Origin of the sequence: Candidatus Palauibacter irciniicola (genome assembly GCF_965208695.1) — a bacterium.
GTDB classification, from domain to species: Bacteria; Gemmatimonadota; Gemmatimonadetes; order Palauibacterales; family Palauibacteraceae; genus Palauibacter; species Palauibacter irciniicola.
The window spans coordinates 750188-770888 of record NZ_OZ242352.1 but is presented as its reverse complement, the minus strand read 5'-3'; the positions used below and the strand labels follow the sequence as shown (position 1 = coordinate 770888).

General features: G+C 69.8%; 13 protein-coding genes. 4 read left to right on the top strand and 9 right to left on the bottom strand.

The genetic code is table 11. The features are described from left to right. The first annotated feature begins 34 nt into the window (after positions 1-34). Positions 35-814, top strand: coding sequence for a DUF6263 family protein (locus tag ACOGI9_RS03245; protein ID WP_419858454.1), 780 nt, complete (start codon positions 35-37; stop codon positions 812-814). On the opposite strand, the gene ACOGI9_RS03240 is transcribed toward ACOGI9_RS03245, so the two are convergent. From ACOGI9_RS03240 to ggt (ACOGI9_RS03230), 3 genes are all read right to left on the bottom strand, one after another. Next, on the bottom strand, positions 798-2693 hold the full coding sequence (locus ACOGI9_RS03240) for a CocE/NonD family hydrolase (protein ID WP_419858453.1): 1896 nt from the start codon (positions 2691-2693) through the stop codon (positions 798-800). The two genes, ACOGI9_RS03245 and ACOGI9_RS03240, sit on opposite strands and share 17 nt — an antisense overlap. Next, a complete protein-coding gene (gene ggt, locus ACOGI9_RS03235) occupies positions 2690-4429 on the bottom strand; it encodes a gamma-glutamyltransferase (protein ID WP_419858452.1) in 1740 nt (579 codons plus the stop codon). Before ggt (ACOGI9_RS03235) ends, ACOGI9_RS03240 begins: the two co-directional genes overlap by 4 nt. A gap of 139 nt (positions 4430-4568) precedes the next feature. Then, complete coding sequence (gene ggt, locus ACOGI9_RS03230) at positions 4569-6311, bottom strand: gamma-glutamyltransferase (protein WP_419858451.1); 1743 nt, start codon at positions 6309-6311, stop codon at positions 4569-4571. A gap of 164 nt (positions 6312-6475) precedes the next feature. On the opposite strand from ggt (ACOGI9_RS03230), the gene ACOGI9_RS03225 reads away from it, so the two are divergent. After that, complete coding sequence (locus ACOGI9_RS03225; protein WP_419858450.1) at positions 6476-8005, top strand: hypothetical protein; 1530 nt, start codon at positions 6476-6478, stop codon at positions 8003-8005. A 4-nt stretch (positions 8006-8009) separates the two neighbouring features. Here ACOGI9_RS03225 and ggt (ACOGI9_RS03220) read toward each other — a convergent pair whose 3' ends face one another. The 3 genes from ggt (ACOGI9_RS03220) to ACOGI9_RS03210 form a co-directional block, all read right to left on the bottom strand. After that, the gene (gene ggt / locus ACOGI9_RS03220) at positions 8010-9749 is read right to left on the bottom strand and encodes a gamma-glutamyltransferase (RefSeq protein ID WP_419858449.1); all 1740 of its coding nucleotides are present in this window, start codon (positions 9747-9749) and stop codon (positions 8010-8012) included. Between the two features lie 69 nt (positions 9750-9818). Next, entirely contained in the window at positions 9819-10100 is a 282-nt protein-coding gene (locus ACOGI9_RS03215; RefSeq protein WP_419858448.1) for a DUF3006 domain-containing protein, read from the bottom strand. Beyond that, on the bottom strand, positions 10097-10915 hold the full coding sequence (locus ACOGI9_RS03210) for a ComEC/Rec2 family competence protein (RefSeq protein WP_419858447.1): 819 nt from the start codon (positions 10913-10915) through the stop codon (positions 10097-10099). Before ACOGI9_RS03210 ends, ACOGI9_RS03215 begins: the two co-directional genes overlap by 4 nt. Before the next feature lie 248 nt (positions 10916-11163). Here ACOGI9_RS03210 and ACOGI9_RS03205 point away from each other — a divergent pair, with 248 nt between their 5' ends. Next, positions 11164-14328, top strand: coding sequence for a hypothetical protein (locus ACOGI9_RS03205; protein WP_419858446.1), 3165 nt, complete (start codon positions 11164-11166; stop codon positions 14326-14328). Positions 14329-14415: 87 nt separating this feature from the next. Continuing rightward, positions 14416-16944, top strand: coding sequence for a GcvT family protein (locus tag ACOGI9_RS03200; protein ID WP_419858445.1), 2529 nt, complete (start codon positions 14416-14418; stop codon positions 16942-16944). Between the two features lie 39 nt (positions 16945-16983). On the opposite strand, the gene ACOGI9_RS03195 is transcribed toward ACOGI9_RS03200, so the two are convergent. From ACOGI9_RS03195 to ACOGI9_RS03185, 3 genes are read right to left on the bottom strand one after another with little or no spacing between them, the layout of a single operon-like run. After that, entirely contained in the window at positions 16984-18291 is a 1308-nt protein-coding gene (locus tag ACOGI9_RS03195) for a glycine cleavage T C-terminal barrel domain-containing protein (RefSeq protein WP_419859228.1), read from the bottom strand. A 36-nt stretch (positions 18292-18327) separates the two neighbouring features. Continuing rightward, complete coding sequence (locus ACOGI9_RS03190) at positions 18328-19461, bottom strand: SDR family oxidoreductase (protein ID WP_419858444.1); 1134 nt, start codon at positions 19459-19461, stop codon at positions 18328-18330. Between the two features lie 31 nt (positions 19462-19492). Beyond that, complete coding sequence (locus ACOGI9_RS03185; protein WP_419858443.1) at positions 19493-20677, bottom strand: pyridoxal phosphate-dependent aminotransferase; 1185 nt, start codon at positions 20675-20677, stop codon at positions 19493-19495. Positions 20678-20701: the final 24 nt, after the last annotated feature.

Sequence of the window (20701 nt, the reverse complement as noted above, 5' to 3'; positions counted from 1 at the left end):
AAGTCCCGAACCCGTGAACCTCAATGGAGGACCCATGAAACCAGTCCTGCGCGGCGTCGGCGCCGCCGCCATGATCTCCCTCGCGTTCGCTCTCCCCGTGAGCGGGCAGACGCTCCTTCGACTCGCCCCGCCCGACGGTCAGGAGAATCGGTATGACTTCTTCATGGAAATGACCATGGAGAACCCCATGATGCCTCCCGGACCCGCTCTTACGCTCCGCGCCCGTATGACGCAGACGATCCTGAGCGCGACGGAGGAGGGCATCCGGGCCGGCGCCGTGATCGACTCGTCCTCGATGACCTCGGCCATCCCGGGCGCCAACTCGGTGGACCTCTCCGGGAGCGCCTTCACGATCGAGATGGATCCGCGCGGACGGCTGCGGAACGTCGTCGCCGACGAAGCTGGGGATTCCAACGCCCAGGAGTTCGGGGAGCCGCTGTTCGAAGGCACGAACTTCTTCTGGCTACCCGAGGCCGAGGTCGCCGCGGGAGATTCCTGGACGGAGACCGTACCGGTCCCCATGGCCGTGGGCGGACCCGCGCAGGTCACGGACGTGGAATTCACGTACACGCTCTCGAGCCTGGAGGACGGTCAGGCGACGATCACGTTCTCCGGCCCCGTGGAGTCCAGTATCGACATGGGCGGGATGCCGGGGAGCATCAGCGGGGAACTGAGCGGGTCGATGGTCGTGGATCTCGCCGAGGGCCGGTACGTCCTTCAGGAGAGCCTGACGAAGCTCGAGATGGCGGTCGGTGGGATGGCCATCCCCATGGAAACGACGACGACGCTCGAACTGGTCACCGATTCGGGTTAGCGGGCCTCATCGGCAGGACCATGCGGGACGCGTGGATCGCGTTGCGCTGCACCGTCCACTCCGGGACGTTGCCGTCGCGCGGATAGCGGAGGAAGGTGTCCGCGTCCGCGCCGGCGAGGGCGATCCGGATGCGGTGGCCGGCCCGGAACAGAACCGACGTCGCCCACAGGTCGAAGCTCAGTTCCGCGACCTCCCCCGGCACGAGCGGGAGGGCGTCCGCGCGCGATTCGCTGCGGTGCGGCCCGTACTTCCGGTACAGCGGCGGGTCGTCCGTGACCCCGCGCATGACGCCGCGGAGCTGTCCCTCGGTGATGTACCGCACGGTGCCATCCGGAGCGACATCCTCCAGGTAGACGATGAAGGCGCCGTCCGTCTCGGTGGACGCCAGGTGCACCGTGACGACGGGGTGGCCGGTGACTTCGGTATCGACCGGTAGCGGCGCGCTCGTGTAGGTCAGCAGCTTTTCATCCTCCGCGCGGCGGTCGCCGTACACGACATCGCCGCCCCCGCCGTTCGTGTACCAGCGGTTCCGGGTGCCCGTCGTGGCGGTGAAGTCGACGGTGTAGGGGTCCCCCCCGGCTTCCGAGGCGGGAGCTTCCGTCGACAGCGTGCCCCCCTCGCCGAAGTACCACGTCACGTCGTCGAAGCCCTCCGGGGGCCACGTCTCCGTCCGCGTCCAGCGATCGGCGCCGAGCGTGTAGTAGTGGATCTCCGTCGGCGTCTCGCCGGATCCATCCTCCTTGAGGTGGGCGTCGAAGAACGCGACGAGTTCCTCGAACCGGGCGTCGGCGTCAGGGGCGACGGGCGTGTCGTCCGCCTTGAAGGGGTCCGTGTCGTTGCGCGCCCCGTGGTCCCACGGGCCGATGAACACCTGCTGCGGGTTCGAGATCGTGTTGTAGCGGCCGAGCGTGCCGTTCACGGTCCCGGCGTCCTGCCAGCCGACGCGGACGAACATGGCGGCGCCGGACTCGTCGATCTGCGGGAGGTGGCCGGAGGGGCTGCGGCGGTGCCCGACGTTCGTCTCGCCGTAGGGGCCGAACGGGTCGTCGCGGAACTCGTACTCCAGCGCCGCCTCGAAGGGCACGGTATTGGCCTGGTGCTCCGCCACCGCGGCGGCGAGCAGCGATCCGTCGACGTCCGCGTCGACCGGTTTCACGCCGGTGACCCGGCTCCGCACCTCGTCGCAGGCGGCCCCGATCGCGTCGGAGAGGCCGCAGATGTCGTTCAGATCCTGCATGCGCGTGCGGTTCGACCAGTCCTCGAGGAAGCCGACCGTGAGCACGCCGCCCGGGAAGATGAGGTGGCCGAAGTTGTCGAAGTCGTTGAAGAGGGGCGCGATCGCCTTCACGGCGGGGTTGCGGTTGACCGCGAGCATCTCGGCCGTGTTCCCGGCGTAGGAGACCCCGTAGGCGCCCACGCGCCCGTTCGACCAGGGCTGGTCCGCGATCCAGTCCGCGACCTCCCCGTAGTCCGTGACCTCGTCCTCGGCGAGTTCGAAGCGGCGGATCCCGAACGAGGCCCCGCTTCCCCGCCCGTCCACGAGGACAAGCGCGTACCCGGCCCGGTTCCAGCGCTCCGCCTCGGCGAAGTTCGATGTCTCCTCGAGGGGGACGCCGACCTCGCCCCGGGCGCGCCAGTAACGGGTCGCCCGCATCATGGCCGGGAGCCGATCCCCCGGCTGGATGCCAGCGGGCAGCCACACGTCGACGGCGATGCGAACGCCGTCGCGCATGGGGATGTGAAGCGCCTGGTTGCGCGTGAGCGCACTCACGGGGGCGCCTTCCGCGCGGTCGGCGGAAGTCGAAACGCCATCCGCGCAGGCGAGCCCGGCCAGCGCCGCCAGCCCCGCGGCCAGGGACGCCGGCCGTTCCCGGTTCACCAGGCGATCGCGTGGCCGTCGCGGCGCGGATCCGATCCGCCGGCGAGAGCGCCCGTCTCCGCATCCCGGTACACGCCCTGCACACCGCCGAGGTTGCCGGGCTGGACGAGATTGTGGCCGCGATCCGCCAGTTCCCCGTACACGTCCGGTGGGAAACCCGCCTCCAGGTAGGTGACGGAATCCTCCGGAATCGGCGTCAGACCGCCGCCCCGGTTGAGACACATGCGGGGCGATGCGATCGCGAGCTGCATGTCCATCCCGCCGGCCGTCAGCTTCGTGATCACCTGCCCCACCGTCTGCGGGATCGTGTAGCCGCCGGCGGCGCCGACCGCCGCGACGAGGTTCCCGTCCTTCATGACGACGCACGGCGTCATCACGCCCTTCGCCTTCTGGCCCCCCGCGATGTAGTTGACGTGCCCTTCCTCGAGGGAGAAGCCGAACATGTGGCCGTTGTTGAGAAAGATCCCCGTGTCGCCCGCGATCACGCCGCTCCCGTAGAGGGCGACGAGAGACTGCGTGAAGGCGACGGCGTTCCCCCAGCGGTCGGCGGAAGAGAGGCTCGTCGTCCCGAAGAACGGGAGCGGGGCGCCCGCGAAGGAGGCGATGCGAGCGGGATCGATCGTCGCCCGCTGTTCGGCCGCGTATTCCTTCGAGATGAGCATGTCGACCGGGATCTCCGCGTCTTCGTTCCCGGTGTTGTACCGTTCGTCGTCGATGAGGGCGAGCCGGTTCGCCTCGAGCCACAGGTGGGCGAACTCGGAGCTGTAGAGGTCCATGTTCGCGAGGTCGAAGCCGTCCATGATGTTGAGCGCCTGGAACATCGTCATCCCGCACGACCCGGGCGGCATGGCGTACAGGTCGTGTCCCTGGAAGGTCGTCGTGATGGGCTCTCTCCACGCGACCTCGTAGCCCTCGAGATCGGCCTTCGTCATGTGGCCGCCGTTCTCGGCGAGGAAGGCGACGATGCGGTCTCCGATCTCGCCCATGTAGAAGTCGTCGGCGCCTTCGCGCGCGAGTCGGCGCATGCTCGCCGCGAGTTCGGGCTGCCTGATGATCTCGCCCATCCGCGGCGGACGGCCGTTCGGGAACATCACACGGGCGCTGGACGGGAACCTTCCGAGCTTGTCCGCGCTCCCGTTGGTGTGGAGTGCATCGAACTTCGAGATGACGAAGCCGTCCTCGGCAAGCTGGATCGCGGGTTCGAACACGTCGCCGAGGCTCATTGTGCCGTAGCGCTCGAGCACGGCGGCCCAGCCCTTGAAGGCGCCGGGCACGATCGGGGCCCGGTAGCCCATCTCGACGTCATCCGGCGTGATCGTGCTCGCCGAGGAGGCCGCGGGCGCCCGGCCGAGGGCGTCGAGTCCGACGACCCGGTTCTCCTCGGCCAGGTAGATGAGCATGAAGCCGCCGAAGCCGCCGAGCCCGGACATGTAGGGCTCGGAGACGTTGAGCGTGGCGGAGGCGGCGACGATGGCGTCGATCGCGTTTCCGCCCTGCATCATGATCGTCGTGCCGGCGAGCGAGGCGTAGTAGTCGGCGGCGGCCGTCACGCCACGGCGGCCCCACACGGTCCCGTGAGCGGGGCCGAGCAGGCCGGGGACGTTCGAGTCGCCGGCGGGGCCCCATTGTCCGATCCCGTCCGGGGGCGCGGCGGCCGTCTCGGGGGCGCGGCAGGCGATCAGACCGGATCCGGCGGCGGCCGCGGCGGAGGTGGCGAGGAAGTCTCGGCGCTTCATGGCTCGACTCCTGGGCAGAGGGGTTCGCGGACCCTGATCCTAGACCACGAGTTGTCCCCCGCTCAAGACCCCGGTCGCGGCGTTCACCAGCGGCCGGGGTGCGAGCCGGACTCTCCTCGCCGCGTCTGCGGCGTCACCGTCACCAGGCGATGGCGTGGCCGTCCCGGCGCGGGTCGGATCCGCCGGCCAGGGCGCCGGTCTCGGCATCGCGGTACACGCCCTGCACACCGCCGGGGTTCCCGGGCTCGGCCAGGTAGTGGCCGCGATCCTCGAGTTCGTCGTACACCTCGGGCGGGAAACCCGCCTCGAGATACGTGACCGAGTCCTCGGGGATCGGCGTACGCCCGCCACCCCGGTTGAGGCACATGCGCGGTGACGCGATCGCGAGCTGCATGTCCATCCCGCCGACGGTGAGCTTCGTGATCACCTGGCCGACGGTCTGCGGGATGGTGTATCCGCCGGCGGCGCCCACGGCGGCGACGAGGTGGCCGTCCTTCATGACGACGCACGGCGTCATCACGCCCTTCGCCTTCTGGCCGCCCTCCAGATGGTTCACGTGCCCTTCCTCGAGCACGAAGCCGAAGGTGTGGCCGTTGTTGAGGAAGATCCCCGTGTCGCCCGCGATCACGCCGCTCCCGTAGCCGCTCACGAGAGACTGCGTGAAGGCGACCGCGTTCCCCCAGCGGTCCGCGGAGGAGAGGCTCGTCGTCCCGAAGAACGGGAGCGGGGCGCCCGGGAAGGAGGCGATGCGCGCGGGGTCGATCTTCGCCCGCTGCTCGTCCGCGTATTCCTTCGAGATGATCATGTCGACGGGGATCTCCACGTCCTCCTTCCCCGTGTTGTACCGGTCGTCGTCAATGAGGGCGAGCCGGTAGGCCTCGAGCCACAGGTGCGCGAACTCGGAACTGTACAGGTCCATGTTCGCGAGATCGAAGCCGTCCATGATGTTGAGTGCCTGGAACATCGACATCCCGCACGACCCCGGCGGCATCGCGTACAGATCGTATCCCTGGAAGGTCGTCGTGATCGGCTCCTTCCATGTGACGTCGTACGACTCCAGATCGCCCATCGTCATGTGGCCGCCGTTCTCGGCGAGGAAGGAGACGACGCGCTCCCCGATCTCTCCCTTGTAGAAGTCGTCCGCCCCTTCCCGCGCGAGGCGTCGCATGCTGGCGGCGAGATCCGGCTGCCTGATGATCTCGCCCATGCGAGGCGGACGGCCGTTCGGGAACATGACGCGGGTCGTCGACGGGAACCGGCCCAGCTTCTCGGCGGCGGCGCCGCTCGTGTGGATCTCGTCGAAGCGCGACACGACGAAGCCGTCCTCGGCGAGCCGGATGGCGGGCTCGAAGACGTCGCCCAGACTCATCGTCCCGTAGCGCTCCAGGACGGCGGCCCAGCCCTTGAAGGCGCCGGGCACGATGGGCGCCTTGTAGCCCGCCGCGAAATCGTCGAGCGTCATCGTCTCGGGCGACGAGGCGGCCGGCGACTTGCCGAGCGCGTCGAGGCCGACCACGCGGTTCTCCTCGGCCAGGTAGATGAGCATGAAGCCGCCGAAGCCCCCGATCCCGGACATGTACGGCTCGGAGACGTTCAGCATGGCGGAGGCAGCCACGATGGCGTCCACCGCGTTCCCGCCCTGCATCATGATCGTGGTACCGGCGAGCGAGGCGTAGTAGTCGGCGGCGGCCGTCACGCCCCGTGCTCCCCACACGGCCCGGTGTGCGGGTCCGAGCAGGCCCGGGACGTTCGAGTCTCCCGCCGGGCCCCATTGTCCGCTCGCGGCGGTGGCGGCGCCTGCGGTTTCGGGAGGCCGACACCCGATGAGGCTGGATCCGGCGGCGGCGGCGGCGGAGGTGGCGAGGAAGTCTCGGCGTTTCATGGGACGGCTCCTGGGCAGGGGGGATCGCAGATCTTGATCCTAGGCCGCGGGTCGCTCGCCGCTCAAGACCCGGCACACGGCGGCAGGAACCCCGAAATAGCCGCGGGACTCCCGCGTATGGGCTATCGTAGACAGCAGCCTCCTCGGAGAAAGGGCCATCACGCGTGCTCGATCCAGTCACAGCTTCCCCCCACCGCCCCGAGAGTGCGGTCATCTCCGCCCTCCGTGGCCTTCAGGGACGCGCCACCCTGGGCGATGTCGTCTCCGCCACCGGATTGCCGGACCACGAGGCCGAGGTCGCCCTGAGGTCTCTCCTCGAGACGCGCCGCGGCCACCTCGAGGTCTCCGATTCGGGCGACCTCCTCTACCGGTTCGATCCCCGGCTCATCGAGCGTGACGCGGAACCGTTCCGGGCGCGCTTCCGCAGAGTCGCCTGGTCGGCCTTCAAGGTCGGCTTCAAGATCTGGACGGCGGTCATGCTGGTCGCCTACTTCGTCGTCTTCGTCCTGCTCCTGATCGCGCTGCTGACCGCCAACCGCGACGGCCGCGGCTCCGGCGGGCGCCGGGGCTTCAGCCTGGGGGACTTCTTCATCCTCCACTGGCTTCTCGGGGGACGCGGGTGGGACCGGAGGGGCCTCTACTACGGCGACAGCCACGCCAGGCGGCTCCCGAAAGACGCCCGTCCGCCCTTCTACAAGAAGGTCTTCGCCTTCATCTTCGGCCCGGAGGAGCCCAGGCCGACGCAACTGCAGAAGGATCGCACGGTTATCCAGTTGATCCAGGCGCGGAAGGGCGTCCTGACATCTTCGGAACTGATCGAGCACACCGGCCTGCCGATCGACGACGCCGTCGAAGAAATGGGACGCCTCACCGGCGCCTACGGAGGCGACCCCAGGGTGTCTGACGCGGGCGAGGTCGTGTACGCCTTCCCCGAACTCATGCGAAGCGCCCACGGGAAGGTCCGCGCGCGCGAGCCCAAACCGGCATGGATGCGGCTGGAATACCCGAAGAAGCTGACGGGCAACAGCGGCGGGGCCAACGTCGGCATCGGCGCCATGAACGGCTTCAACCTGGCGATGGCGAGCGTGCTCGGGCTTCCCTCGTCGTTCGATCCGGTCATGTTCTACGGACTCGGCGTGATACCTTTCACGTTCAGCAGCCTCTTCTTCGCGATCCCCATCGCCCGCTCGCTGGCACTGAGAGGAGAGAACCGCGCGCGCATGCGACGCAACGTGCGGCGCCTGCTCGTGGGCCTGGTCTACGCCCGCAGCGTCGGGACCGTCCGGTGGGTCGCGGCCGGCGACGCGATCCGCCACGTGACGCGCACGCTCGAGGAGCGGCAGGTGCCGCCGAAGCTGATCCTGGCGGAGCTGGAGCGCCTCGCCGCCGAGTTCGGCGCGGAAGTGGAGGCAGGGGATGAAGGATTCGCGTATCGCTTCCCCGCGATACGCGCGACCTTCGTCGAGGCGGAGTTCATGCGGCGCCGGCTGAAGCTCCAGGATCAGCGTCTCGGCCCCATCGTCTACGCAACCTCCGACACCGCCGCGGAGGCCTCGCGACGAGACATGGCCGCCTTCGACCGCGAACTCGAAGGAGCCCGGCTCGACCTCTCCGGCTACCTCCCTTCCCCCACCCGGACAGGCTTCGAGGAGGACTTCGAGGTGGTCATGGACCCGGCCACTGCGAGGACCTAGAGGACTACCAGGCGATGGCGTGGCCGTCGCGTCGCGGGTCCGACCCCCCGGAGAGGGCGCCCGTCTCGGCGTCGCGGTGCACCGCCTGCACGCCGCCCAGATTGCCGGGTTCCCCGAGGTAGTGGCCGCGTTCCACCAGTTCCTCGTAGACCCGGGGCGGGAACCCCGCTTCCAGGTAAGTCACGGAGTCCTCCGGGATCGGTGTCCGCCCCCCGCCCCGGTTCACGCACATGCGCGGCGAGGCGATCGCGAGCTGCATGTCCATGCCCGCCACCGCGAGCTTTGTGATGACCTGACCCACCGTCTGCGGGATCGTGTAGCCGCCCTGCGCGCCGACCGCCGCGAAGAGGTCGCCGTCCCGCATCATGATGCACGGCGTCATCACCCCCTTGGCGCGCTTCCCGCCCTCCAGGTGGTTCACGTGTCCCTCCTCCAGCACGAAACCGAACATGTGGCCGTTGTTGAGGAAGATCCCGGTGTCGCCGGCGATCACGCCGCTCCCGTACGCGTTCACGAGCGACTGTGTGAAGGCAACCGCGTTCCCCCAGCGGTCGACGGTGGACAGGCTCGTCGTTCCGTAGAACGGAAGCGGGGCCCCGGAGAAGGAGGCGACGCGCACGGGATCGATCTTCGTGCGCTGTTCGTCGGCGTACTCCCGGGAGATGATCATGTCCACGGGAATGTCCGCGTCCTCCTTCCCGGTGTTGTAGCGGTCGTCGTCGGCGAGGGCGAGCTTCATCGCTTCGAGCCAGAGATGGACGAACTCCGATCCGTACAGGTCCATGTTCGCGAGGTCGAACCCGTCCATGATGTTCAGCGCCTGGAACATCGACATCCCGCAGGAGCCCGGGGGCATGGCGTGCAGATCGTATCCCTGGAACGTCGTGCGGATCGGCTCCCTCCACTCGACCTCGTACGATTCCAGATCCGCCTTCGTGAGGTGGCCGCCGTTCTCGGCGAGGAAGGCAACGATGCGGTCCGCGAGTTCGCCCCTGTAGAGGTCGTCCGCTCCCGCGCGGGCGAGGTGTCGCATGCTCGCCGCGAGCTCCGGCTGCCGGATGATCTCGCCCATGCGCGGCGGGCGGCCGTTGGGGAAGAACACGCGCGTCGTCGACGGGAAGCGGCTCAGCTTGTCCGCGCTCGACTGCGTGTACCGCTCGTCGAACTTCGAGAACACGAAGCCGTCCTCGGCGAGCTGGATCGCGGGCTCGAACAGGTCGCCGAGGCTCATCGTGCCGTAGCGCTCCAGCGCGGCGGCCCACCCCTTGAAGGCCCCGGGCACGATCGGCGCCTTGTAGCCCAGCGCGAAGTCGTCGAGCGTCATCGTCTCCGGCGATGAGGCGGCAGGCGACCTGCCGAGCGCGTCCAAACCGACGACGCGGTTCTCCTCGGCCAGGTAGATGAGCATGTAGCCGCCGAAGCCGCCGATCCCGGACATGTAGGGATCCGACACGTTCAGCGTGGCGCACGCGGCGACCATCGCGTCGATCGCGTTCCCTCCCCGCATCATGGTCTGCGTGCCGGCGAGGGACGCGTAGTAGTCGGAGCAGGCCGTCACGCCGGTGCGGCCCCACACGGTGCCGTGCGCGGGCCCGGCCAGGCCGGGGACATGCGCGTAGTCGCCGGAGCCCCACTGCCCGGAGGTGAGGGGCGGGGCGGCGGACGTCTCGGGGGCACGGCAGGCGACGAGGCCCGATCCGGCGGCGGCCGCGGCGGAGGTGGCGAGGAAGTCTCGGCGTTTCATCGGACGGCTCCTTGCGGGGGGATCGCAGACTTCGATCCTAGATCCGCGCCGGCCGATCGTTCAAGACGCCTACAGCTTGATGTCGCCGCCGGGGTCCCGCCGTCTCAGGCGCCGGAGCACGTCTTCCGCCTCCCTCAGGCGGGCGCGGCGCGCTTCCTCGTCCCGCGTCGCCGCAGTCCAGTCCGGCCGACCGTCCGTCTCCGGCACGCGCAGCACGGCTCCTTCGCGGCTCCCGGCGGGGAGCGTCGCAATGGGCACGTCCTCGGTGCGTTCGTCCCCGTCGCGGATGAGAACGGCGGCGGACCCCTCCACGCGGTCGACGACCCAGAGGTGCTCCGCCGGCCGGCTCAATCGTCGAACACGACGACGACGGCCCCGACTTCGCGGCCGAACGAGACGTCGTAGTCGCCGCTCTCGCGCCCCTGCACGGAAACGTGGCCGTGCCAATCCGTGCGGAACACGGTCGCGCCCGACGCTTCGTAGGCCCGAAGGGCGGCCGGCCGCGGATGGCCGTAACTGTTGCGGCCCACCGAGATGACGACGACCCGAGGTCGAGCGGCGTTCAGAAACTCCCGCGTGAAGCCGTTGTCGCTGCCGTGGTGCGGCGCCTTGAGCAGCGCCACCTCGCGGACGGCCCCCTGGTTCATCAGGTGAGTCAACTGCCGTACTTCCGAATCACCGCTGAGGAAGGCCCGGAACTCTCCGAACCGCACGAGCAGGGTGACGGAGCGGTCGTTGTGGTCCGCGGTCCCCCGCGGGAGCAGCGGCAGCACGTCGATCTCGACCTCGCCGAGCGTGAGCGTGCGAGGCGAGGCCTCCAGGTAGGTGATCTCCGGCCGCGCGTCGAGGGCAGCGAGGAGCCGCCGGTAGGTCTGCGTCGTGTGCGGCTCCCCGTTGTCCATGTAGAAGCGCACCGGGAACGCCGCGATGACGCCGGCCATGCCGCCGATGTGGTCCGCGTGCGGGTGCGTCGCGACGAGCAGATCGATCTCGCTCACGCCGAACCGCCGCAGGAGCGGGACGATGTTGTCGCGCCCCGCGTCCACGAGCGCGGTCCGGCCACCCGGCGCCTGGATGAGGACGGCATCCGCCTGTCCGACATCGAGGAACGTGATACGCAGAACGGAGTCCGGATCGACCGTCGGGGCGCGCGGGGCCGCCGCCAAAACCGGCGCGGCGAGGAGCGTGGCAAGGAAGGCGACGGCAAGTACCCGGCGAAGCCGCTCCCGGCCCCGCCTTACCGGCGGCTCTTGTGTGGTCCCGAAGCACATGCCGGCCAAGTAAGCCGCCCCCTCGTGGCGGGACAAGTGGGGCGTCGCGGCATCGCGGCATTGCCTTGCGCGGCGGGCTTCGCGGGAATCACTGTTCTGATGTTCCGTTTTCCGCAGTTTTCGCCGTCACTCCGGAGGTTCCGATGGCGTTCCAGTCGAAGTCCCCACGGTCCATGCGCTTCTCCGTCACCCGTTTCCTCACCCTTCTTTTGCCCCTGTCGCTCGCCGCGGGAGCGCTGTTCCCGGCCAACGCGGCCGCCCAGACGGCTTCGGAACGAGCGGTCGCCGCGGCGTCCGGGCTGGAGTTCCGCGAACTGGGGCCGGCGATCATGGGCGGGCGGGTGTCCGACCTCGCGGTCGTGGAGAGCGACCCGCGCATCTTCTACGTCGGCCTCGGCGCGGGCGGGGTGTGGAAGACGACGAATGACGGCATGACGTGGGACCCCGTGTTCGACGACCAGCCCACCTCCTCGGTCGGTGCCATCAGCGTCGCGCCCTCGAACCCCAACCACGTGTGGGTCGGGACCGGCGAGCCCGCGAACCGCCAGAGTTCGCCGTGGGGGGTCGGGGTCTTCAAGTCGACGGACGCGGGCGGGACGTGGACGCACGTGGGGCTCGAGGACACGCGCCACATCAGCAGGATCAAGATCGATCCGCGGGATCCCGACGTCGTGTACGTGGGGGCCGTCGGCCACCTGTGGGGACCGAACGAGGAGCGCGGCCTCTTCAAGACGACCGATGGCGGGGCAACGTGGGAGAACATCCTCTACATCGACGAGCACACCGGGATCATCGACCTCGTCATGGACCACAACGACCCGAACACCCTCTTCGCGGCCATGTACCAGCGGCAGCGCACGGGATTCGGGTTCGCGGCGGGCGGCGGCGGGTCGGGCCTCTGGCGCACGACGGACGGCGGGGAGAACTGGACCCGCCTCGAGGAGGGGCTTCCGGAGGGCGAGCTCGGCCGCATCGGGCTGGACATCTACCGGCGCGACGGCAACCTCGTGTACGCGATCGTCGAGGCGCACGAGGGCCAGGGCGTGTATCGCTCCACGGACCGTGGCGAGACGTGGGAGTTCATGAGCGACCGCAACCCGCGTCCCATGTACTTCTCTCTCATCCGGATCGACCCCAACAACCCGGAGCGGATCTACCTGGGCGGCGTCCAGTCATCGGCCTCGGACGATGGCGGGCGCACCTGGTGGCCGGGGAACGCGACGGACCAGATCCACTCCGACCACCACGCCCTGTGGATCAATCCCCACAACTCGAACCATCTCATCAACGGCAACGACGGCGGGCTCGCCTTCTCGCGCGACGGGTCCGTCACCTGGCGCTCGATCCGGAACATGGCGATCGGCCAGTTCTACGAGATCGACGTCGACATGAGCGACCCGTACAACGTGTGCGGCGGGCTGCAGGACAACGGGAACTGGTGCGCGCCGCACCGGACGCAGTCCACCTGGGGCGTCCGCAACCGCGAATGGACGCACATGTGGTTCGGCGACGGGTTCCACAACCACTCCGACCCCGAGGACCCGAACATCATGTTCTCGGAGTCGCAGGGCGGGAACATGGCGCGCATCGACGTGGCCACGCGCGAGGGGCAGTCGATTCGGCCCGTGCCGCGCCCGACGGGAGATGAAGCGGAGGACGCGGAGCCGCGCCGCTACCGGTTCAACTGGGACTCGCCGTTCGCGATCTCCCGGCACGACCGGGCGACGATCTACCTGGGCGGCAACCACCTGTTCCGGTCGAGGGATCGGGGGCTGAACTGGGAGGAGGCGAGCCCGGATCTCACGAAGCAGATCGACCGCGACACGCTGGAGATCATGGGCCGGGTGGTAACGGACGAGACGCTCTCGGACAACGACGGCATCGCCTCATACGGAAACATCACGGCGCTCGCCGAATCGAAACACTCTCCGGACGCCCTCTACGTGGGGACGGATGACGGAAACCTGCAGGTGACGCTCGATGGTGGCGCGACGTGGACGAACGTCATCGACGAGGTTCCGGGCGTGCCGCCGCGAACCTACGTGAGCCGCCTCGAAACGTCGTACGCGGCGGACGGTCGGGTGTACGTGACGTTCGACGGCCACCGGAACGACGACTACGCGCCGTACGCCTACGTGAGCGAGGACCACGGCGCGAGCTGGCGGCGGATCACGGCGGGCCTCCCCGACGGCTGGTCCGTCAACGTGATCCGGGAGCATCCGCGGAACCCGAACCTCCTCTTCGTCGGGAACGAGATCGGCATCTATATGTCGATCGACCGTGGCGAGTCGTGGGCGCGGATGGTGAACAACCTCCCCGTGGCCGCCGTGGACGACATCGCGATCCACCCGCGGGAGAACGACCTCGTCGTGGGGACGCACGGGCGCAGCATCTGGATCCTGGACGACATCACGCCGCTGGAGGAGATGTCCGCGGATGTGTTCGCCTCCGACTTCCGCCTCTTCGGCGCGCGGCGTGGCACGATGTGGTCGATGGGGATGGACTGGCCGTTCCAGCCGGCGACGTTCATCGCGCCCAACCCGCCGGCCGGGATCCCGCTCCGTTACTACGTCGGCGACGGCGTGGACGCGAGCGGGGCGAGCCTCGAGGTGCTCGACGGAGACGACGTGCTGCGCACGATGGAGGTGGGCGGCGAGGCGGGCGTGAATGAAGTGCTGTGGGACTTCCGGGTGGACCCGGCCTTCGATGCGGCAGGCGGTGGAGGAGGCTTCTCGCGTGGACCGCCGCAGGGCGCGGGACCGCGCGTGCTGCCGGGCACGTACACGGTCCGGCTCAGCGTCGGGGACGAGAGTCAGGAAACCGAGGTCGGCGTGCGGCTCGACCCGCGGCGCGAGGCGAGTCGGGCGGCCCTCGTGGCGCGGCAGGACGCGATGCTGCGGGCCCACGCACTGGCGGGCCCGGCGCGCGACGCGCGAGAGAGGATCAGTGCGATGAGCGACCGCCTGGCCGAGATTCGGGCACTGGTCGACGACGCCGAGATGGGGGATGCCGACCGCGAACGGATCGAGGCCATGGCGGAGGAGATCTCCGACGAACTCGAGGAGATCGGTGACGACCTCGGCGATGTCGCCGGAGGCGCCGGGATCGGACAGATGGAGGGGTGGTCCGGCGAGCCCACGGCGGATCAGATGTACCGGATCGACCAGGCGTGGGAGGCGTTGCCGGCGGTCGCGGAGGGCATCAACGCCCTTCTGGCCGGGAGCATGCCGGCTCTGGAGGCGCTGCTGGGCGACCTGGGCGTGATGCCGGATCTGGGCGACCCGATCCGCATCCCGCCGCGCCGCTGACGCCGGACCGTCCGGGGCGGCGGGTCGTGGACGGGGGCCCGCCGCCGCGCCGCGCATGAGGCTTCTCAGCCGCACGCACTCCGCGCCGTGAGCGAACGCGCGCCACAGCCGGCCGCGGCGAGCATCGCCGTCATCGGGGCCGGCATCGTCGGCAGCTGCCTCGTTGAACACCTCGCGCAGCGGGGCTGGGACGACCTCGTCCTCATCGACAAGGGCCCCCTGCCCGACCCCGGCGGCTCCACCGGCCACGCATCGAATTTCATCTTCCCGACGGATCACAGCCGCGAGGTCGCGATGCTGACGCTGGAGAGCCAGCGGCAGTACGAGGCGCTCGGGGTCCAGACGACGTGCGGCGGCGTCGAGGTCGCCCGCACGGAGGCCCGGATGGAAGAACTGCGCCGGCGCATGACCTCGGCGCGCGCGTGGGGCATCGACGCCGAGCTCCTCACGCCGGCGGAGGTGGCCGAGCGGATCCCGTTCGTGAACCCCGACGTCATCCTGGGCGGCTTCTGGATGTCGTCGGTGTCCGTCGTCGACTCCGTGCGGGCCGGCACGCTGATGCGGGAACGGGCCCTGTCCCGGGGAGCGCTCACCATCCTGGACCACACCGAGGTGATCGGGCTGGAGGTCGAACCGCAGCCGTCCGGGCGCCCCCGCCTGCGGGCCGTCGTCACCTCCCGGGGCAGGATCGACGTCGAGCACGCGGTCATCGCCTGCGGCGTGTGGAGCCCCCGCATCGCGGAGCTGGCCGGCGCCTCGATTCCGCTCACGCCGGCGGTCCACCAGATGGCGGACCTCGGTCCGGTCGCTGTCCTCCGTGCCACCGGCAACGAGATCGGCCACCCCATCGTCCGCGACATGGACGCCTTCATGTACGAGCGCCAGAAGTACGCTGCGATGGAGGTCGGATCCTACGCGCACCGCCCCATCCTCGTGCGCCCGGAGGACATCCCCGAGCACGAGGCGTCCGAACGCTCCCCCACGGAGCTGCCGTTCACGGGAGATGACTTCGCGCCCCAGCTCGCGCAGGCGCGGGAGATCATGGGAGAACTGCTCGAGGGCGCCGAGATCGGGTACGCGATCAACGGCCTCCTCTCGCTCACGCCGGACGCGCATCCGGTGCTGGGGGAGACGGCCGAGGTGGCCAACCTGTGGTCCGCGGCGGCGGTCTGGATCAAGGAGGGTCCCGGAGCGGCGCGGCTCCTCGCGGAGTGGATCACGCACGGGCATCCCCGTCTGTGCGACCCTCACGAATCGGACGTCACGCGCTTCCAGCCGCACGAGCGCGCCCGGGGGCATGTGCGGGCCCGCGCCCGGGAGCACTTCAACAAGACGTACGGGATCGTCCATCCGCGGGAGCAGTGGGAGTCCCGCCGCGACGCGTGGCGCTCGGCGCTCCACGCCCGCACCGAGGCTCTCGGGGCCGTGTACTACGAGGCGCGCGGCTGGGAGCGTCCGCAGTGGTATGAGTCGAACGCCGACCTGGTCGAGCGCTACGGCGTCGCCGACCGGCCGCACGAATGGGATCGCCGCTGGTGGTCTCCCATCATCGAGGCGGAGCACCTGCACCTGCGGGAGAAGGTCGGCGTTGTCGACCTGGGCGCCTTTCAGATCTTCGATGTGACGGGCCCCGGCGCGCTCGCCTTCCTGGAGGGGTTGGCGGTCAACGCGTGCGACCGGCCGCCCGGGACGTCCATCTACACGCCGCTGCTGACGCCGGACGGCGGCTTCCGGGCCGACCTCACGATCCAGAGGCTGGCACGGGACCGTTTCCGCGTCGTGACCGGCGCCTTCGACGGGGCACGGGACGCGGCGTGGTTCCGCAAACACCTGCCGGAGGGGGGCTCCGTCCGCTTCGAGGATCGGTCGGCGGAGATCTGCGCGCTCGGCGTCTGGGGCCCCCGGGCGGAGGCGCTCCTGGGGACGATCTCCGGGGCGACCCTCTCGCAGGCCGCGTTCCCGTACGCCTCCGTGCGCGACATCGCGCTGGATGGGATTCCCGCCACGATGTGCCGGATCTCGTATGTCGGGGAGCGCGGGTGGGAGATCTACGTAGAGGCCGCGCTCGCGACGCGGGTGTGGGACGCCGTGCGGGAGGCGGGCCGGGCGTCCGGCGTGCGGCCCGTGGGCGCCGGAGTCTACGGCACGACGGGCCGCATGGAGAAGGGCTATGCCCTCATGGGAGCCGAACTCACCTCGGAGTACTCGCCGGTGGAGGCGGGCCTGGCGCGGCCGCGCGTGAAGCGGGCGGACTTCATCGGCCGAGCCGCCTACCTGGAGGCCCGGGAGGCGGGGCCCGCGGTGACCCTCCGCACGCTCACCATGGACGACCACGCGGACGCTTCCGGCCTCCCCCGCTTCCCCACCGGAGGCAACGAGCCGCTGCTGGGGCCGGACGGCGCGCGCATCGTCGACACCCGAGGAAGAGAGTCCCGCGTGACGTCGGCGGGGATGGGCCCCTCCGTGGGGAAGTACCTCCTCATGGCGTACCTGCCGCCGGAACTCGCCGCCCCCGGAACGCGACTCCACGTCCTCTACATGAACGAGGCCTTCCCGGTGACCGTAGAGGCGGACACCGCTCTCTTCGATCCGTCCGGCGCCCGCATGAGATCGTAGTCCGGGCCGGCCACGGCGTGCCCGCCTCCGGGAGTCGCGCTACATGGCCGTATCGCGACCCTCCGCCCGTGCGACCTCGCGGGTGCTCGGGTTCGCCGAGGGGCGGAAGGGAACCTCGCACACGCGGGCGGCATCGGGCTGGCCTGGCTCGCTCGCGTACTCGTCCGGGAGCCACACGGCGAGTTCCGTGCCGACGGTGGAGTCGGCGGGCGGCACGTACCCGAGCGCGATGTTGCTCCCCAACTCCGGGGCGTGCCACGGAGACGTGAGGTATCCCACCGGGTCGCCGCCATCCGCGCGCGACACGAGCCAGAAGTCGGGGGCGTAGTCGTCGATCGGCCGGCCGCCCAGCTTCATCCCCACCAGCACGAGGGCGAACGGAGAGCGTCCGGCCTCGATCTCGGCCCTCTGGCGCTCCAGCGCGACCCGCCCGATGTAGTCGCCCGGCTTCTCGCGCGGCACCTGGTAGGCGAGGTGGCACTGGAAGGGACTCGTCTCGTGGTCGATGTCCTGTCCCCACGACAGGATCCCGGCCTGGATGCGACGCTGGTGCCCGGGGGCCGTGACCATCAGTTCGTGCGCCTCCCCCGCCTCGAGCACGGCCCGCCACAGCGTCTCCGCGCGCAGCGTCGCGTCCCGCAGGTAGATTTCGTACCCCTTCTCTCCCGAGAACCCGGACTGCGAGATCACGATCGGGCAGCCCGCGATCTCCGCCTCCATGAGCCCGTAGTAGGGGATGTCCCGGACCGCCTCGCCCACGAGGTCGACCATGAGATCGAGCGACCTCGGCCCCTGGATCTGAAGCGGACAAACGTCGATCTCGTCGATCTCCACCCGCATCCCGAGGCCGACGTTCACTCCCTGGAGCCAGTAGAGGAGATCGGAGTCGGCGAGCGAGAACCAGAACTCGTCCTCGGCGAGCCGCAGCAGCACCGGGTCGTTGAGGATGCCGCCGCGCTCGTTGCAGAGGATGACGTACCGCGCGCGCATCGGCTCGATCCGGGTCGCGTCGCGCGTGATCACGTAGTCGGCGAAAGCCTCCGCGTCGGGTCCCCGGACGCGGATCTGCCGCTCCACGGCGACGTTCCACAGCGTAACCCGGTGGGTGAGCGCCTCGTGTTCCGCCGCCGCGCCCCCCTCGTCAGGCGGCGCGTAGCCCCGGGGATGGTACACGCGGTTGTAGATGGTGGCCCGCCAGCAGCCCGCCTCGTGCGACAGGTGCCAGTACGGCGACTTCCGGACCCGGGTCGAGATGAGCAGTTCGACCGGCGTCCGCCCGCTCTGCCTCAGGTTGATGGGAACGATCCGGTCCGACTGGTCCACGCTCCCGGGCTGGCCATGCGCCATCGTCATGGAACGTCCTCGTGTCTGGGGTCGAGGCTGTTACCGGCTCTTCCAGTCCGCCAGCACCTGCGCGTCACGGTCGAGGTTCAGCCGCAGTTGCGCGCGGCGTTCCTCCGGTTCGCCGAGGAACCAGTCGAGCGTCTCGCGCGCCGTGACCGCGAGCGGGCGGAAGCGCAGCCCGGCCTCGACGCCCCGGTGCGAGCGGACCTGCGCCAACCCCCGCGTGGGACCGCGGTGCGAGTACCAGAGGGGGAAGCGCGCGGGCGGCTCGCGGTTCCGGAGGAAGTCCTCGTCCACCCACGTGAACGACACGGGAGTCGTGACGGTCGCGCGGATCCCGTACAGGAACTCGTCCATGCGCGTCCTGTCGAGCGTCGGGCCCGCCACGTTGAAGATCCCGCCGGTGTCCTCCTCCAGCAGGTGCATGCAGAACTCGGCCAGGTCGCGCACGTCGATGAACTGCACCGGGTTGTCCATGTCGCCGGGCGCGATCACCTCGCCTCCGCGGTGGATCCGGGCGGGCCAGTAGGTGAAGCGGTCCGTGGGATCCCCCGGGCCCGCGACGACGTGCAGGCGGGCGACCGTGCCGCGGTCGCCGTAGATCTCCTGCACCGCCTCCTCGCACATCACCTTCAACTCCCCGTAGTAGCGTCCCACGTCTTCGCTCTCCGGGTCGGTCACTTCGAGCAGCCGGGCGTCTTCCGGCAGTTCGTCCTGGTCGAAGTCGTACACCGAACCGGTGGAGGTGAACAGGTACCGGCCGACGGCGTCGCGCAGGAGGTTGGCGGAGTCGCGCACGAGGCGCGGGACGTAGCCGCTGTTGTCGATGACGTAGTCCCACTCCTTCCCCCGCAGCGCGTCGAGCGCCCCGTCGCGGTCCCCGATCAGGGTCTCGACGCCGGGAAAGAGCCCGGGGTTCGAACGTCCGCGGTTGAAGAGCGTCACCTCGTGTCCCCGCGCGAGGGCGTGGCGCACCATGTGCGGGCCGATGAAGCCGGTGCCGCCCAGGATGAGCAGCCGCCCGGCCCGGGCGGCGCGTCCGGCGGAGGCGCCATCGGCACCCGGCGAGGGTCGCGTCTCGAGGGTGCTTGCCGCAGCCCCTCCAGCGGGGAGCGCCGCCGCCCCCGCCGCCACGAGCGAGGTCCCCGTGAATTCACGTCGCGTCATCGTCATCGAACGTCCTCCTGTTTCCGGTCTCCGGCTCTCAGGATCGCATCTCGCTTAGCGTCTCGCCAAGAAGGGCGATGTCCGCCTCGAACGACTCCGGGGCGAGGGGGCCGAAGGAGAAGCGGAAGAAGCTCGCCAGCGGCGAGTCGTCCTCGAGGCGCTCCATGTCGCAGTCGGTGCCCTTGAGGATCGCGGCCCCGCGCGTGAAGAGGCGCTCGTTCAACTGCTCGGCGGTCCGGCCGTTCGGGAGCCGGCACCAGTGGTAGAAGCCGCCATTGCCCGAGAAGAGGTCGAGGCCGAGATCCTCGAAGGCCCGCCCGTAGCGCTCGCGCTGCATGGCATAGAAGGCGGGGACGGCTTCCCGGACGTGTAGCATGCGCTCGGGGTCCAGGAGTTCGACCGCGTAGCACTGTGACGGGTGGGACACGCCGCCCATCCCGAACGAGGAGAAGTTCGCGAGCACGTCGATGTGCCGCTTCGCCGCCACGGCCCATCCGATGCGGATGCCGGGGGCCTGCAGGCCCTTCGTGGCGGCGCCGACGACGAACAGGTTGCCGCGCTCGATATCGTCCACGTGCGCGAGGGCGCTCACCGGCTCGTCGTGGAGAAGCTCGTAGGCCTCGTCGACGAGGAGCCCGAGGCCGTCCTGCGCGCTGGCGGCCACGAGCGCCGCGAGTTCTTCCCCGGTTCGCGTCACGCCCGTCGGGTTGCACGGATTGCTCAGCAGCATCAGGGTGCGCCCCTCTCGCGGAGCCGTATAGGCGGAGACCGGGGGCCGGAACCCGTTGTCCACGCCGCTGTGCACGAGGTGGTAGGGGCGTCGCAGCCGCTCGAGGACGTCGTAGTACGGGGTGTATTCGGTGGACGCGAGGCGAACCTCGATATCGGGTTCGAGGAAGAGAAGGAGCGCCACGATCGCGGGACGCCCGCCCGCGAACACCATCACGTTCTCCGCCCCGATGTCGACGCCGTACGACTGCCGGTAGTAGGCGGCGATCGCCTCCCTCAGCGCCGGGAGCCCCCACGCCTTGGGATATTTGCGGTGTTCGGAGGTCACGGTCACCGTCGACGGAAGCGCCGGGCCGTCCGGCAGCGCGACCGTCCGCGGGAACCCCTGGCTCCACGGGTTCGTGCCGGGTTCGCCCATGTAGGTACCGAACGCCCCCAGGAAGGCGTAGAGGGTCTCGTAGATCCCCATCGGGGGCACGTATCTCAGATACAAGCCGGTCGCTCCTTCCGGTTGGAC

What these genes read in the sequence shown, in the direction of transcription:
- ACOGI9_RS03245 (WP_419858454.1), top strand. Translation starts at nt 35, where the DNA reads ATGAAACCAGTCCTGCGCGGCGTCGGCGCCGCCGCCATGATCTCCCTC.
- ggt (WP_419858452.1), bottom strand. Translation starts at nt 4,429, where the DNA reads ATGAAGCGCCGAGACTTCCTCGCCACCTCCGCCGCGGCCGCCGCCGGA.
- ggt (WP_419858451.1), bottom strand. Translation starts at nt 6,311, where the DNA reads ATGAAACGCCGAGACTTCCTCGCCACCTCCGCCGCCGCCGCCGCCGGA.
- ggt (WP_419858449.1), bottom strand. Translation starts at nt 9,749, where the DNA reads ATGAAACGCCGAGACTTCCTCGCCACCTCCGCCGCGGCCGCCGCCGGA.
- ACOGI9_RS03205 (WP_419858446.1), top strand. Translation starts at nt 11,164, where the DNA reads ATGGCGTTCCAGTCGAAGTCCCCACGGTCCATGCGCTTCTCCGTCACC.
- ACOGI9_RS03195 (WP_419859228.1), bottom strand. Translation starts at nt 18,291, where the DNA reads ATGGCGCATGGCCAGCCCGGGAGCGTGGACCAGTCGGACCGGATCGTT.
- ACOGI9_RS03190 (WP_419858444.1), bottom strand. Translation starts at nt 19,461, where the DNA reads ATGACGATGACGCGACGTGAATTCACGGGGACCTCGCTCGTGGCGGCG.